This window comes from Streptomyces sp. H27-H5, assembly GCF_026627505.1.
Classification (GTDB): Bacteria; Actinomycetota; Actinomycetes; order Streptomycetales; family Streptomycetaceae; genus Streptomyces.
In genome coordinates, this window is sequence record NZ_JAPNLK010000035.1 from 37,691 (window position 1) to 51,311 (window position 13,621).

13 protein-coding genes are annotated in these 13,621 nt (G+C 72.8%); 8 read left to right on the plus strand and 5 right to left on the minus strand.

All coding sequences use genetic code 11. The annotated features are described in order from the left end of the window. Positions 1-119 precede the first annotated feature (119 nt). The gene (locus OTB19_RS18845) at positions 120-1,292 is read left to right on the plus strand and encodes an acyl-CoA dehydrogenase family protein (RefSeq protein ID WP_267799440.1); all 1,173 of its coding nucleotides are present in this window, start codon (positions 120-122) and stop codon (positions 1,290-1,292) included. A gap of 133 nt (positions 1,293-1,425) precedes the next feature. Here the strand turns inward: OTB19_RS18845 and OTB19_RS18850 are convergent, their stop codons facing one another. Further along, the gene (locus OTB19_RS18850) at positions 1,426-1,653 is read right to left on the minus strand and encodes a hypothetical protein (RefSeq protein ID WP_267799441.1); all 228 of its coding nucleotides are present in this window, start codon (positions 1,651-1,653) and stop codon (positions 1,426-1,428) included. Positions 1,654-1,978: 325 nt separating this feature from the next. Between OTB19_RS18850 and OTB19_RS18855 the strand changes: the two genes are divergently transcribed. Next, positions 1,979-3,112, plus strand: coding sequence for a hypothetical protein (locus OTB19_RS18855; protein ID WP_267799442.1), 1,134 nt, complete (start codon positions 1,979-1,981; stop codon positions 3,110-3,112). A 65-nt stretch (positions 3,113-3,177) separates the two neighbouring features. Beyond that, complete coding sequence (locus OTB19_RS18860; RefSeq protein ID WP_267799443.1) at positions 3,178-4,275, plus strand: phosphotransferase family protein; 1,098 nt, start codon at positions 3,178-3,180, stop codon at positions 4,273-4,275. Between the two features lie 11 nt (positions 4,276-4,286). Here OTB19_RS18860 and OTB19_RS18865 read toward each other — a convergent pair whose 3' ends face one another. Continuing rightward, positions 4,287-4,721 (minus strand): hypothetical protein, encoded by a 435-nt coding sequence (locus OTB19_RS18865; protein ID WP_267799444.1) that lies wholly within the window; start codon positions 4,719-4,721, stop codon positions 4,287-4,289. Between the two features lie 218 nt (positions 4,722-4,939). On the opposite strand from OTB19_RS18865, the gene OTB19_RS18870 reads away from it, so the two are divergent. From OTB19_RS18870 to fxsA, 4 genes are all read left to right on the plus strand, one after another. Next, positions 4,940-5,380 (plus strand): Lrp/AsnC family transcriptional regulator, encoded by a 441-nt coding sequence (locus OTB19_RS18870; RefSeq protein ID WP_053681811.1) that lies wholly within the window; start codon positions 4,940-4,942, stop codon positions 5,378-5,380. A gap of 98 nt (positions 5,381-5,478) precedes the next feature. Beyond that, complete coding sequence (locus tag OTB19_RS18875; RefSeq protein ID WP_267799445.1) at positions 5,479-7,116, plus strand: amidohydrolase; 1,638 nt, start codon at positions 5,479-5,481, stop codon at positions 7,114-7,116. A gap of 312 nt (positions 7,117-7,428) precedes the next feature. After that, complete coding sequence (locus OTB19_RS18880; protein WP_267799446.1) at positions 7,429-8,196, plus strand: polyprenol monophosphomannose synthase; 768 nt, start codon at positions 7,429-7,431, stop codon at positions 8,194-8,196. Positions 8,197-8,291: 95 nt separating this feature from the next. Further along, the gene (gene fxsA, locus OTB19_RS18885; protein ID WP_267799447.1) at positions 8,292-8,879 is read left to right on the plus strand and encodes an FxsA family membrane protein; all 588 of its coding nucleotides are present in this window, start codon (positions 8,292-8,294) and stop codon (positions 8,877-8,879) included. 113 nt (positions 8,880-8,992) lie between these two features. Here fxsA and OTB19_RS18890 read toward each other — a convergent pair whose 3' ends face one another. The 3 genes from OTB19_RS18890 to OTB19_RS18900 all read right to left on the minus strand — a co-directional run bounded on the left by OTB19_RS18890 (position 8,993) and on the right by OTB19_RS18900 (position 11,878). Next, positions 8,993-9,367: an RNA polymerase-binding protein RbpA gene (locus tag OTB19_RS18890; RefSeq protein ID WP_267799448.1), complete on the minus strand. Its 375-nt coding sequence runs from the start codon at positions 9,365-9,367 to the stop codon at positions 8,993-8,995. Positions 9,368-9,657: 290 nt separating this feature from the next. Beyond that, positions 9,658-11,040: an MFS transporter gene (locus OTB19_RS18895; protein ID WP_267799449.1), complete on the minus strand. Its 1,383-nt coding sequence runs from the start codon at positions 11,038-11,040 to the stop codon at positions 9,658-9,660. A gap of 67 nt (positions 11,041-11,107) precedes the next feature. After that, positions 11,108-11,878: a glycerophosphodiester phosphodiesterase family protein gene (locus OTB19_RS18900; RefSeq protein ID WP_267799450.1), complete on the minus strand. Its 771-nt coding sequence runs from the start codon at positions 11,876-11,878 to the stop codon at positions 11,108-11,110. A gap of 224 nt (positions 11,879-12,102) precedes the next feature. Between OTB19_RS18900 and OTB19_RS18905 the strand changes: the two genes are divergently transcribed. Then, the gene (locus tag OTB19_RS18905; RefSeq protein WP_267799451.1) at positions 12,103-13,605 is read left to right on the plus strand and encodes a PLP-dependent aminotransferase family protein; all 1,503 of its coding nucleotides are present in this window, start codon (positions 12,103-12,105) and stop codon (positions 13,603-13,605) included. The last annotated feature ends 16 nt before the right edge of the window (positions 13,606-13,621 follow it).

Genomic DNA, 13,621 nt, shown 5'->3' on the forward strand with positions numbered 1-13,621 from the left:
TGAACAGGCCCTTCCGCGATCCGGGAGGGCAGTATCGGCTGTGAGAGCACCGAGATCCGGTGGCGCGTCCCACACCTCACGCGTCGCCGCCGTGCCCGACCAGGGAGGAGAGCGCCGCCATGACCGACCGCGCCCCGCAGCCGGTGGACCGACAGCTGCCCACCGAAGAGTCCCGTGATCTGCTCGCGCTCGTACGAGAGATCGCGCAGCGGGAGATCCGCCCCCGGGCCGCCGAGGAGGAGGACGACGGACGCTTCCCCCGGGAGGTCTTCACGCTCCTGTCGGAGGCCGGCCTGCTGGGGCTCCCGTACGCCGGCGAGTTCGGCGGCGGTGAGCAGCCGTACGAGGTCTACCTCCAGGTGCTGGAGGAGCTCGCCGCGGCCCGGCTGACGGTCGGCCTCGGTGTCAGCGTGCACTCCCTGGCCTGCCACGGCCTCGCCGGCTACGGCACCAAGGAGCAGCAGGGCGCGCACCTCCCCGCGATGCTCGGCGGCGGCCTGCTCGGCGCCTACTGTCTCTCGGAGCCGGCCGCCGGCTCCGACGCCGCCTCGCTGACCACCAAGGCCGTCCGCGACGGCGACGACTGGATCATCACCGGCACCAAGGCGTGGATCACGCACGGCGGGGTCGCGGACTTCTACACCGTCCTCGCGCGCACGGGTGTCAACGGCCCCAAGGGCATCACCGCCTTCCTCGTCCCCGGCGACGCGGCCGGCCTGACGGCGGCGGTCCCCGAGAAGAAGATGGGCATGAAGGGCTCGCCCACCGCCCAGCTGCACTTCGACGGGGTACGCGTCCCCGACACCCGGCGCATCGGCGAGGAGGGGCAGGGCTTCACCATCGCCCTGGCCGCCCTGGACGCCGGCCGGCTCGGGATCGCCGCCTGCGCGATCGGCGTCGCCCAGGCGGCCCTGGACGAGGCCCTGGTCTACGCCCTGGATCGCAAGCAGTTCGGACACCCCATCGCGGACTTCCAGGGGCTGCGCTTCATGCTGGCCGACATGGCGACCAAGATCGAGGCGGGTCGGGCGCTGTACCTCGCCGCCGCGCGCCTGCGGGACGCCGGCAAGCCCTTCTCCCGCCAGGCCGCCATGGCCAAGCTGTTCTGCACGGACGCCGCGATGGCCGTCACGACGGACGCGGTGCAGGTCCTCGGCGGCTACGGGTACACCGCGGACTTCCCGGTGGAGCGGCTCATGCGGGAGGCGAAGGTGCTCCAGATCGTGGAGGGCACCAACCAGATCCAGCGCATGGTCATCGCCCGCCACCTCGCGGGCCCCGAGACCCGCTGAGGCGCCCGGGCCGGGGCGCCGTCCGGCCCGACGGGCCCCGGCCGGCGGACCGCGGCCCGGTCGGCCCGGCCCCGGCCCGTCGGGCGCTCGGCCGGCCCGACCGTGCGTTTGCCCTCCCGCCGGAGCGTCCGGCTCAGCCTCCGTACAGGGGGCCGCTGGGCCAGATCGGGGACGAGGCGACCCGTGACCACTCCGGATCGCGCCGCCCCGGCACCGTCCGGCCCTCGGCGGTCCAGCGGGCCAGGAGCGCGTTGTAGACGGGCGTGTCGGGGTTCCGCAGCGGAACCGATTCTTCGTACCCGTGAGGCGTGGGCCGCCGCCTGCGACCCGTTCTCGGCGTGGACGTCTCAAGCGTGGTCATGCACGGCAAAACGCGAGATCAGCCCACGGGTAACCGGCCCCCGCCCACGGCCATCCGTTCGACGTGTCCCCGACGCTTCCACCGACCGCGCCGCCCCGCCGACGTGCGGTCGGTCGGGAGGCGGTGGCCGGTCGGTGGGCAGGCATACCCCTCCCGGTCCACGTGTCCGGACGTGCCTTCCTGTCGCGTAGTGCCACAAGTCTGTTCCTCGAAACAGGTTCTGACGTACCGTCATATCCGCTCGAGTCGCACACCGTCGCACACCAGGCCAACCGCGCCACGCCACGTCACGCGCCGCCACGCGGCCGCGCCCAGGAGGTCCGCCATGCCCGCCGACCGGCCCGTCCCGCTCGACGAATACCCCATCCACCAGGCGCCGTTGTCGATGAAGCACCTCGTCAGCGGCGACCGCAACGCCTACGACCGCTGCATCTTTCACGTCTTCGACCACGCCGGCCGGGCCGTCCTCATCCTCGGCCTCGGCGTCTACCCCAACGCGGGCGTCATCGACGCCTACGCCACCCTGCGCATCGGCGACGAACTCCTCGCCGTCCGAGCCTCCGACGCCCTCGGCGACGACCGGATGAACCTCTCCGTCGGCCCGCTCCGCATCACCGTCGACGAGCCCCTCAAGCGGATCGGCCTGCACTGCGACGCCGACCCGGACGACCCCGAGGGCCTCTCGTACGACATCACCTGGACCGCCGAGTTCCCCGCCGTCTGGGAGCCCCATCACGTCCAGCGCCGCGGGGATCGCCTCATGCTGGAAGGCCGCCGCTTCGTCCAGGCCGGCAACGTCACCGGCACCATCCGCGTCAAGGGCGAGGAACTCACCCTCACGCCGGGCGCGTGGACCGGTACCCGCGACCGCAGTTGGGGAGTGCGCCCGATCCCCGGCGAGGACGGCGGCCGGGCGGCGGAGGAACACCGCCCCGAGGGCTTCCACTGGCTCTGGATACCCGTCCGCTTCGAGGACCGGTTCCTCATGGTCGTCGTCCAGGAGGACGCCGACGGCCATCGCACCCTCAACGAGGCCGTCCAGGTCTTCCCCGAGGGCGACGACCGCAACGACGTCCAACTCGGCTGGCCGCACACCGACATCCGCTATCGCCCCGGCAGCCGTCACCCCGAGAGCGCCGTCGTCCACCTCATCGACCCCACCCGCAAACCCCTCGAACTCGGCGTCCGCGTCCTCAACTCCTCCCCCCTCGCCGTCGGCGCCGGCTACCCGCCCGCCGCCGACTGGCAGCACGGCACCTGGCAGGGCCGTGCCTGGACCGACCGGCGCGCCTACGACCTCTCCGATCCCGCCGCGCACCCCGTGGCCGCCTACGGGGTCACCGACCACTCGGCCCGCTTCACCCTCGACGGCCGGGTCGGACACGGCATCTTCGAGCACGGAAGCTTCGGCCGCCACGACCCCAGCGGCTTCACCGACCACACCTCCGTGGCCCCGTGACCGAGAGCGGACGTCGGGAGAGCCCCGAGGACGACATCCCACCGGAAGGGAAGGCAGGACCCGCCATGGCAACGGCACCACGTCCCCGCACCTCCACCCGCGAGCCCGAGGAACTCGGCCGCCGCCTCGCGGCCTGGCTCGACGCGACCCTCCCCGGCGCGAAGGTCGTCAACACCTCCGTCCCCGGCTCCAACGGCATGTCCAGCGAGACCCTGCTCTTCGACATCGAGCACCCCGACACCCCGGAACGGGCCTGCGCCCTGCGCCTGGCCGCGGACCCGGCCGCCTACACCGTCTTCCCCACCTACGACATGCCCCGCCAGCACCGCGTGATGAGCCTGGTCGCCGCCCACACCGACCTGCCCGTCCCGCGCGTGCGCTGGCTGGAGGAGGATCCGGGCCCGCTCGGCGCGCCCTTCTTCGTCATGGCCCGCGCCGAGGGCCGGGTACCGCCCGACGTCATGCCCTACACGTACGAGGGCAACTGGCTGCACTCCGCCACCGACGCCGAACGCGCCCGGCTCCAGGAGGCGAGCATCTCCCTGCTCGCCCGCCTCCACGACCAGTTCCCCGCAGAGGAGGCGCGGTTCCTCCTCCCGCCCGGGGAGGGAAGCCCGCTGCGCCGCCACGTCACGGCCCAACGCGCCTACTACGAGTGGGTGGTGTCCACATTGGCCCGCTCACCGCTCCTGGAGCGGGCCTTCGACCGGCTGGAGGAACTCTGGCCGGCTGACGAGGGCGACCCCGTCCTCAACTGGGGCGACGCCCGCATCGGCAACGTCGTCTACCAGGCCGACGGCTTCGATCCGGTGGCCGTGCTCGACTGGGAGATGGCCTCGTACGCCCCCCGGGAGGTCGACCTGGGCTGGACCGTCTACCTGCACCGGTTCTTCCAGGACCTGACCGTCGGGTTCGGCCAGCCGGGCCTGCCCGACTTCCTGCGCCGCGAGGATGTGGAACGCCGGTACGCCGAACTCACCGGGCACACCCCGCGGGACATGGGGTTCCACACCCTCTACGCCGCCCTGCGGCACGGGATCGTGATGCTGCGCATCGCCTACCGACAGGCGCACTTCGGGGAGGTCGAGGTCCCGGCGGACCCGGACGGCCTGATCCTGCACCACGCCACCCTCGACGCGATGGTGCGGGGCACGTACTGGTAGGACGCGGCCCGTCAGGCGGCCTGCGCGTGCTGGCGCATCTGCGGCGGCAGCGGGGCCGTCACGCGGACGGGACGCGACCCCGGACCGCCGACGTGCGAGAAGGGCTGCGTACGCCAGTCGAGGCCCTGCGGGAGCGACAGGTGCACGATCGGGTCGAGCTCCTGCACCTCGTGCGGGAACCCGCCCACGGTCGGCAGCGCGTCGGAAGCCGGCCGGCCCGTACCCGCGCACACCGTGAGCCCGAACGGGTTCCACGGGGACGGGCAGAGGGCGTGCTGCGGCAGGTACTCCTCGTCCGCGACGAGGGCGATCGACTGGCCGCAGTCGGGGCAGATCGCGTGGTGGATCTCGAACCCCTCGGCCTCGTCGAGGTAGCCGTCCTCGTCGGAATCGAGCAGTTCCGGAGGCTCCGGTTCGATGCGACCGGCGCGCTTGGCGTTCAGCATGGATGTACTCCCCCTTGAATGGGCCGGGCGGGCAGCTTCTTCGGCCACGGCCACACCAAGCACTTCCCGTCGAGCGGCACGAGTAACCACAACCACCCCCGGTACGCCCCCGTACTCCTGTGGCCTTGGTCACATGCCCGCCGCAGGTGCCACCCAACCCGTGGACACCGCTGTGCCGGAAGCGGTCTTGGGCAATAGGTTGAGCGGCTATGAGCGCAATGGAGGAGCTGGACCGCCAGATCGTTGATCTGCTCGTGCGGGACGGGCGAATGAGCTACACGGATCTGGGCAAGGCCACGGGACTGTCCACGTCGGCGGTCCATCAGCGAGTACGCCGCCTGGAGCAGCGCGGGGTGATCCGCGGCTATGCCGCCGTGGTCGACCCCGAGGCCGTGGGGCTGCCCCTGACGGCGTTCATCTCGGTCAAGCCGTTCGATCCCAGCGCCCCGGACGACATCGCCGACCGCCTGGCGGGCGTCCCCGAGATCGAGGCCTGCCACAGCGTGGCCGGAGACGAGAACTACATCCTCAAGGTCCGCGTGGGCACGCCCCTGGAGCTGGAGGACCTGCTGGGCCGACTGCGCGCCCTGGCGCACGTCTCGACCCGCACGACGGTGGTGCTGTCCACCCCGTACGAGTCCCGCCCGCCGCGCGTGTGACGCCGCCCTGACCCGTCTTCCGCGCCGCCCGGCCCCGACCCCCGCCCCGGCGGGACCCGAGGTCGGGCCCGGCCGGCGGAGGCGCGAGACTGGGTCCCATGACTGACCGCACCGCCTCCGCCGACGCCGCCGGAGCCCCCGTACCCGACCGCACCGTCCTCCTGCGCGGCGGCGAGGTGCACAGCCCCGCCGACCCGTTCGCCACCGCGATGGTCGTCGAGCGCGGCCACGTCGCCTGGGTCGGCTCGGAAGGCGCCGCCGACGCCTTCGCACAGGGCGTCGACGAGGTCGTCGACCTCGACGGGGCGCTCGTCACGCCCGCGTTCACCGACGCCCACGTGCACACCACCTCCACCGGTCTCGCCCTCACCGGACTGGACCTCTCCGACGCCCGCACCCTCGCGGACGCCCTGGACCGGGTACGCGCCCACGCCGAGCGCCGCCCCGCCGACCGGGTGCTCCTCGGACACGGCTGGGACGCCGCCCGATGGCCCGAGCGCCGCGCCCCGCGCCGCGAGGAACTGGACCGGGCCACCGGCGGCCGTCCGCTCTACCTGAGCCGCATCGACGTCCACTCGGCCGTGGTCACCACCGCGCTGCTCGACCTCGTCCCCGAGGGTGCGGGCCACGTCGCCGGCGACGAGCCGCTGACCGCCGACGCCCACCACGCCGTGCGCGCGGTCGCCCTCGGCGCCGTCGGCCCCGCCCAGCGCGCCGAGGCCCAGCGGGCCGCCCTGGACCGGGCCGCCTCCCTCGGCATCGGCTCCGTGCACGAGTGCGGCGGCCCGGAGATCTCCTCCCCGGAGGACTTCACCGCCCTGCTCGACCTGGCGCGCACCCACCCCGGCCCGCGCGTCTTCGGCTACTGGGCCGATCGGGACCTCGACCTGGCCAAGCGGCTCGGCGCGGTCGGGGCCGCCGGCGACCTCTTCGTGGACGGCGCACTCGGCTCCCACACCGCGTGCCTGCACGCCCCGTACACCGACGCCGCGCACACCGGCACCGGCTACCTGGACGCCCGTGACGTCGCCGCGCACGTCGCCGCGTGCACCGAACAGGGCCTCCAGGCCGGCTTCCACGCCATCGGCGACGCCGCCGTCAGCGCCGTCGTCGAAGGCGTCCGGGCCGCCGCCGAGACCGTGGGCCTCGCCCGGGTGCGGGCCGCCCGCCACCGGGTCGAGCACGCCGAGATGATGACCCCGGCCACCATCGCCGCCTTCGCGGAACTGGGCCTCACCGCCTCCGTGCAGCCCGCCTTCGACGCGGCCTGGGGCGGCGAGGACGGCATGTACGCCGACCGGCTCGGCGCGGAGCGCGCCCGCACCCTCAACCCGTACGCGGCCCTGCTGAAGGCCGGCGTCCCGCTGGCCTTCGGCTCCGACGCGCCCGTCACCCCGCTCGACCCTTGGGGCACCGTCCGGGCGGCCGCCTTCCACCGCACCCCCGAGCACCGGATCTCCGTACGGGCCGCCTTCGCCGCCCACACCCGCGGCGGTTGGCGGGCCCTGGGCCGGGACGACGCGGGCACCCTCGTCCCCGGCGCCCCGGCCGACTACGCCGTCTGGCGGACCGAGGAACTGGTCGTCCAGGCTCCCGACGACCGGGTCGCCCGCTGGTCCACCGACCCGCGCTCGGGCACCCCGGGGCTGCCCGACCTGACCCCCGGCGGGGAACTGCCGGTGTGCCTGGCCACGGTCGTCGGTGGCCGGGAGGTTTTCGTACGCCCACAGGGGTGATCCGACCGGCCTCGGTTCGGTCCCGACGGCCGGACCCGGATAGGTTCGGCCGGGTCCACCAACAGGACGTCCGTACCGGACGGATCCGTCCGCTCAGCGCACCCGCGCCTCGGGGGCGAGGGAAGGTTTCGCCGGCGGCTGGTGGCCTCAGGTCGGGGCCCGGCGGTCCAGTAGACAACGGTCACGGTCACCCGCAGCCAGCGGGAACCGGGCCGGCCCGAAGGACCGCCGGCTCCGATCGCTGTTCTAAAATCATCCTGCTGTGACGGGACGTACGAGGCCGGCCGGACGAGAAACACGCAAGGGGACCCAGTGAGCGAGGCAGGACAGCGGACCCACGGGCCGCTCGGCACCATCCTGGTGATCATTCCGACGTACAACGAGGCCGAGAACATCGGCCCCATCGTCGGCAGGGTCCGCGCCGCCGTCCCCGCAGCGCACGTCCTGGTCGCCGACGACAACAGCCCCGACGGCACCGGCAAGCTCGCCGACGAACTGGCCTGCGCCGACGAGCAGGTCCACGTCCTGCACCGCAAGGGCAAGGAAGGCCTCGGCGCCGCCTACCTGGCCGGCTTCGCCTGGGGCCTGGAGCACGGCTACGGGGTCCTCGTGGAGATGGACGCCGACGGCTCCCACCGCCCCGAGGAACTGCCCCGGCTGCTCACCGCCCTCGGCAACGCCGACCTGGTCCTGGGATCCCGCTGGGTGCCGGGCGGTCGCGTGGTCAACTGGCCCAAGAGCCGCGAGATGCTCTCCCGCGGGGGTTCCACGTACTCCCGGCTGCTCCTGGACGTGCCGATCCGCGACGTGACCGGCGGCTACCGCGCCTTCCGCAGCGAGACGCTGGAGGGCCTGGGCCTGGAGGAGGTGGCCTCCGCCGGCTACTGCTTCCAGGTGGACCTGGCCCGTCGGGCCGTCCGCCAGGGCTTCAGGGTCGTCGAGGTGCCCATCACCTTCGTCGAGCGCGAGTTCGGCGACAGCAAGATGAGCAGGGACATCGTGGTGGAGGCCCTGTGGCGGGTCACCCAGTGGGGCATCAAGGCCCGGGCCGCGAAGCTGACCGGCCGGCCCCCGCACTGACCCGCCCGGACACCCTCTCCCCCCGACATCCCTTAAGGGATGTCCGCTACCTCCGACTGAGGTCGCTTTTACACCGCCCCAGGCACACTGGTGACATGACGACCGGCATTTCGACGGCCCCACGACGGCGCTCGCCCGCCCGCACCCTGCTTCCCCTGGCGGTCGCCGCCTGGCTGATCCTGGAGATCTGGCTGCTCAGCCTGGTCGCCGGAGCCGCCGGCGGGTTGACCGTCGCCCTGCTGATCGCGGGCGGGATGCTCCTCGGCGCCGTGGTCATCAAGCGCGCCGGGCGACGGGCCTTCAAGAACCTCACCGACACCCTCCAGCGGGCCCAGCAGGGACAGGGGCCCGAGCAGGGCAGGCAACAGCCCGGCCAGGGCAACGGCCTGATCATGCTCGCGGGCCTGTTCCTGATGCTGCCGGGGCTGATCTCCGACGCCGCCGGACTGCTCCTGCTGCTCCCGCCCGTCCGGGCACTGATCAGCCGTCGGGCCACGCGCTCCCTGGAACGCAGGATGGCCGCCGCGCCCGCCGGAACCTTCGGCGACGCCTTCCAGCAGGCCCGGATCCACCAGCCGGACGGCAAGGTCGTCCAGGGCGAGGTCATCCGCGAGGACCGGCCGGGGCCCGGACCGGGCCAGGCCGGCCCGGACGCCGGTCATCGGCCGCCGCTGACCCCCTGAGGGGCCGATCCCGGACCTTGAGCCACCCGGCTCCGCGGCCGTCCGGCCGGACAAGCCGAGGGCCCCCGCCACGGATGTGGCGGGGGCCCTCGGCTTTGTTCTCAGTCCGGTTGTCAGGCGGACTTGCGGCTGTCCCGCGGATGCACGGCAATGTTCATGGCGCCGGAACGCAGGACCGCGAGCCTCTCGGCAAGCACTTCCTCCAGCTCCTCGCGGGTGCGTCGCTCCATGAGCATGTCCCAGTGCGTTCGCGCAGGCTTGCCCTTCTTCTCTTCGGGCCCGTCCCCGTCCACCAGGAGTGCCATGACGCCGCACGCCTTGCACTCCCACTCCGGCGGAATTTCTGCCTCAACCGAGAACGGCATCTCAAATCGATGTCCGTTCTGGCATGCGTACTCCACCGCCTGGCGCGGGGCCAGATCGATGCCGCGGTCCGTCTCGTAGCTGGTAACCACGAGCCGCGTACCGCGGAGAGCTCGCTCACTCATGAATCGTGCCTCCCGGGCTTGTCGCCCACAGGACAGGTGTCGCTGTCGTCGTCATCCGGTCAACGTCCGGTCGGCGGTATAGATTCCCGCTCCGGGTCATGCGTCGCCCGTCGTACCGCCCCTTGTTGTACCCACCAGTGCCCGTTTTGTCACATCTGGCAGCAGATGTCACCCAACGTCCGCTCTTCGTGAGCGCGCAGTAACGGTCCGCCTGGCAGGCCAAAGGCGTACACTACCGGCCCTTCGCTTGAACGTCGAAATTCGTTCCGAATTCTTTCTCGGACCCGCTGTCAGATCCTCTCGGGAACAGGATTGCCCGCCGCCTCCACCGCGCGCCGCACCGGCACCCTCGCGAGCAGCACGAAACCCAGTGCGAAGAACACCACCAACGAGATGATCGCGTCCCGATAACTGCCCGTGACCTGGTACGTCAGTCCGAAGACCAGCGGTCCGATCCAGCTCAGCCCCCGGTCGCTCATCTCGTAGGCGGAGAAGTACTCGGCCTCCTTGCCCGCCGGGACCAGGTGCGAGAACAGCGAACGCGACAGCGCCTGGCTCCCGCCCAGCACCAGCCCGATCATCGCCGCCAGCGCGAAGAACCACACCGGCGTCCGGGCCGGCAGGAAGTACCCGGCGGCCAGCGTCACCGCCCACGCGGCCAGCGAACCGAGGATCGTCCGCTTGGCGCCGTACAGACCTGCCAGTCGACCCATCCCCAGCGCGCCCGCCACCGCCAGGACCTGGACCAGCAGCACCGCCACGATCAGCGTGGACTGCTCCAGCTCCAGTTCCTCCGACCCGTAGACCGAGGCCTGGGAGATCACCGTCTGCACGCCGTCGTTGTAGATCAGATAGGCCAGCAGGAACGACAGCGTCAACGGATAGCGCCGCATGTCCTTCAAGGTGGCCACCAGCTGCCGCCACCCGCTGACCGGCGGCGCCCCACCCGCCTCCCGGACCACCCCCCGGTCGCGCAGCCGTCGCAACGGGATGATCGCGAAGGCGCCCCACCACAAGCCCGCCGACGCCAGACAGATCCGTACCGCCGCGCCCTCGGACAGCCCGAAGGAGTCGTGGCCCTGGTAGAGCACCAGGTTCAGGACGAGCACCAGGGCGCCCGAGGTGTAGCCGAAGGCCCAACCCCGCGAGGAGACGGTGTCCCGCTCGTCCGGTGTGGCGATCTGCGGCAGGAAGGCGTTGTACAACACCATCGAGACCGCCAGCGAGGCGTTCGCCACGATCAGCAGGAGCCCGCCGAGCAGATAGCGCTCGCCGTCGAGGAAGAACATCCCGGCCGTCGCCGCCGCGCCCGTGTACGCCGCCACCGCCAGCAGCGGCTTCTTGCGGCCGCTCCGGTCCGCGACGGCCCCCGCCAGCGGCATGATCAGCACGGCCAGCAGCACGGACGCGGAGACCGCGTACGCGAAGAAGGAACCGGCCCGGACCGGGACGCCCAGCGGGTGTACGTAGCCCTCGGCGTCCGCCGCGGCCTTGGTCACGGCCGTCAGGTAGGGACCGAGGAACACCGTGAGCACGCTGGTCGAGTAGACCGAGCAGGCGAAGTCGTAGAAGTACCAGCCGTGCTGTTCGCGTTTGCGGGCGGCGGCGCCGGCTCTTCCGTCCTCCGTCCCCGGTTCCGCTTCCTCTGGTGGAGATAGGTCTCGCGCAGTCACTCCGGTGCCCCCTCGCTGTCCCGTGCCGCCTCGGCCGCCGCGGCCGGCGGGGAGTCCGAACGGGCGGTCAGGCCCAGGCTCCGCGCCGGTCCAGCACCGTGCGCAAGATGTCGATCCGGTCGGTCATGATGCCATCGACTCCCATGTCGAGAAGAGAGTCCATGCGTTCCGGTTCGTTCACGGTCCACACGTGCACCTGGAGTCCCCGCTCGTGCGCCGTCCGGACGAACCGCCGGTCGACCACCCGGACGCCGGCCTGGGTCTCCGGAACCTGCGCCGCCACCGCTCCCGCGCGCAGCGCCGCCGGGATCGCGAACGACCGCAGCCGCAGCCCCAGCACACCGCGCACCCCGTACGAGGTCGCCAGCCGGGGACCGGCGATCTTCTGGGCCCGGGCGACCCGGCTCTCCGAGAAGGAGCCCACGCACACCCGGTCCCAGACCCGGGCCCGCGCGATCAGGTTCACCAACGGGTGCAGGGCGCTCTCGGCCTTGACGTCGACATTCCAGCGGGCCTCCGGGAACTCCTCCAGGAGGTCCTCGAACAGGGCCAGGGGCTCGGAGCCCGCCACCCGGGCCTCCCGGATCCGCTTCCACGGCAGTTCGGCGATCCGACCGCTCCCGTCGGTGACCCGGTCCAGGGTGGAGTCGTGGAAGGCGACCAGCTTCCCGTCGACCGTGGCGTGCACATCGGTCTCGAAGTAGCGGTAACCCGCGTCGGCCGCCCGGTGGAAGGCGGCGGCGGTGTTCTCCAGCCCGTCCGCGGCCCCTCCCCGGTGCGCGAAGGGGATGGGAGCGGGGTGGTCCAGATACGGGTGCCGAAGGCGTACGTGCGTCACGGCGGCAGTATGCCCCCTGCCGCCGGTGGGACGGGAGCGTCCGGATGGCCGCGGGGTGAACGCGACCGCGTCGGAGGGCCCCCGCCGTGCCCCCTTCCGCCCTCCCGGGAGCCCCCTGGCTCGAATGGACCGCCCCGTGACACCCTGGATCGCGCAGAACCAATCCAATACCGGTCGCCCCTCGGACCGGACGGGGCCAATTCGACGAAGGTGGACCGGACAGCATGGCTCAGTGGACCTCGGCGGTCGGCGCCGCACAGCTCGCCCGCCTCATCACCTCGCAGCAGGGGCGCTCCGCCACGTCCGGCACGCGCAAGCCGCCCGCCTACCGCAGCCTCGCCGACGGCATCCGGCTCCTCGTCCTCGAAGGGCGCGTCCCCGTCGCCGCCCGGCTGCCCGCCGAGCGGGAGCTGGCCGTCGCGCTCACCGTCAGCCGCACCACCGTCGCCGCCGCCTACGAGGCCCTGCGCGGCGAAGGATTCCTCGAATCCCGCCGGGGCGCCGGCAGCTGGACCGCCGTGCCCGCCGGGAACCCGCTTCCCGCCCGGGGCCTGGAACCCCTGCCGCCCGAGTCCCTCGGCTCGATGATCGACCTCGGCTGCGCCGCCCTGCCGGCCCCCGAGCCCTGGCTCACCAAGGCCGTCCAGGGAGCCCTGGAGGAACTGCCGCCGTACGCGCACACCCACGGCGACTACCCCGCCGGCCTGCCCGCCCTGCGCAGGATGCTCGCCGACCGCTACACCGAGCGCGGCATCCCCACGATGCCCGAGCAGATCATGGTGACCACCGGGGCCATGGGCGCCATCGACGCCATCTGCAGCCTCTTCGCGGGACGCGGCGAACGCATCGCCGTCGAATCCCCGTCCTACGCCAACATCCTCCAGCTCATGCGCGCCGCCGGGGTGCGCCTCGTACCCGTCGCGATGGCCGCCGGGCTGAGCGGCTGGGACATGGACGTCTGGCGGCAGGTGCTGCGCGACTCCGCCCCCCGGCTCGCCTACGTGGTCGCCGACTTCCACAACCCCACCGGCGCCCTCGCCTCGGACGAACAGCGCCGCGCGATGGTGGAGGCGGCCCGCTCGGCCGGCACCGTGCTCGTCGCCGACGAGACCATGGCCGAACTCCGGTTGGACCCGGACGTGGAGATGCCCCGTCCGGTCTGCGCCTTCGACCCCGCCGGCTCCACGGTCGTCACCGTCGGTTCCGCGAGCAAGGCCTTCTGGGCCGGCATGCGCATCGGCTGGGTCCGCGCGGCCCCCGACGTCATCCGCAGCCTGGTCGCGGCCCGCGCGTACGCCGACCTCGGCACGCCCGTGCTCGAACAGCTCGCGGTGAACTGGCTGATGCGGACCGGGGGCTGGGAGGAGGCCGTCGGAATCCGCCGCGACCAGGCCCGGGAGAACCGCGACGCGCTCGTCGCCGCGGTACGCCGGGAACTGCCCGACTGGGAGTTCCAGGTCCCCCGGGGCGGCCTCACCCTGTGGGCCCGCGCGGGCGGACTGTCCGGGTCCCGGCTGGCCGAGGTGGGGGAGCGGGTCGGCGTACGGGTCCCCTCGGGCCCCCGGTTCGGCGTGGACGGGGCCTTCGAGGGGTACGTCCGGCTGCCGTTCACGGTCGGCGGCCCGGTGGCCGAGGAGGCCGCCTCGCGGCTCGCGGCGGCGGCCCGACTGGTCGGCACGGGCGCCGGCGGCAGCGGGGCGGAACCCCCGCGCACGTTCGTCGCCTGAGGGCCGCCGACGGTCG

Excerpts from the sequence above, each read along its gene's own strand:
- OTB19_RS18860 (WP_267799443.1), top strand. The coding sequence starts at position 3,178 with ATGGCAACGGCACCACGTCCCCGCACCTCCACCCGCGAGCCCGAGGAA.
- OTB19_RS18905 (WP_267799451.1), top strand. The coding sequence starts at position 12,103 with ATGGCTCAGTGGACCTCGGCGGTCGGCGCCGCACAGCTCGCCCGCCTC.
- OTB19_RS18875 (WP_267799445.1), top strand. The coding sequence starts at position 5,479 with ATGACTGACCGCACCGCCTCCGCCGACGCCGCCGGAGCCCCCGTACCC.
- OTB19_RS18870 (WP_053681811.1), top strand. The coding sequence starts at position 4,940 with ATGGAGGAGCTGGACCGCCAGATCGTTGATCTGCTCGTGCGGGACGGG.
- OTB19_RS18865 (WP_267799444.1), bottom strand. The coding sequence starts at position 4,721 with ATGCTGAACGCCAAGCGCGCCGGTCGCATCGAACCGGAGCCTCCGGAA.
- OTB19_RS18850 (WP_267799441.1), bottom strand. The coding sequence starts at position 1,653 with ATGACCACGCTTGAGACGTCCACGCCGAGAACGGGTCGCAGGCGGCGG.
- OTB19_RS18890 (WP_267799448.1), bottom strand. The coding sequence starts at position 9,367 with ATGAGTGAGCGAGCTCTCCGCGGTACGCGGCTCGTGGTTACCAGCTAC.
- fxsA (WP_267799447.1), top strand. The coding sequence starts at position 8,292 with ATGACGACCGGCATTTCGACGGCCCCACGACGGCGCTCGCCCGCCCGC.
- OTB19_RS18845 (WP_267799440.1), top strand. The coding sequence starts at position 120 with ATGACCGACCGCGCCCCGCAGCCGGTGGACCGACAGCTGCCCACCGAA.
- OTB19_RS18855 (WP_267799442.1), top strand. The coding sequence starts at position 1,979 with ATGCCCGCCGACCGGCCCGTCCCGCTCGACGAATACCCCATCCACCAG.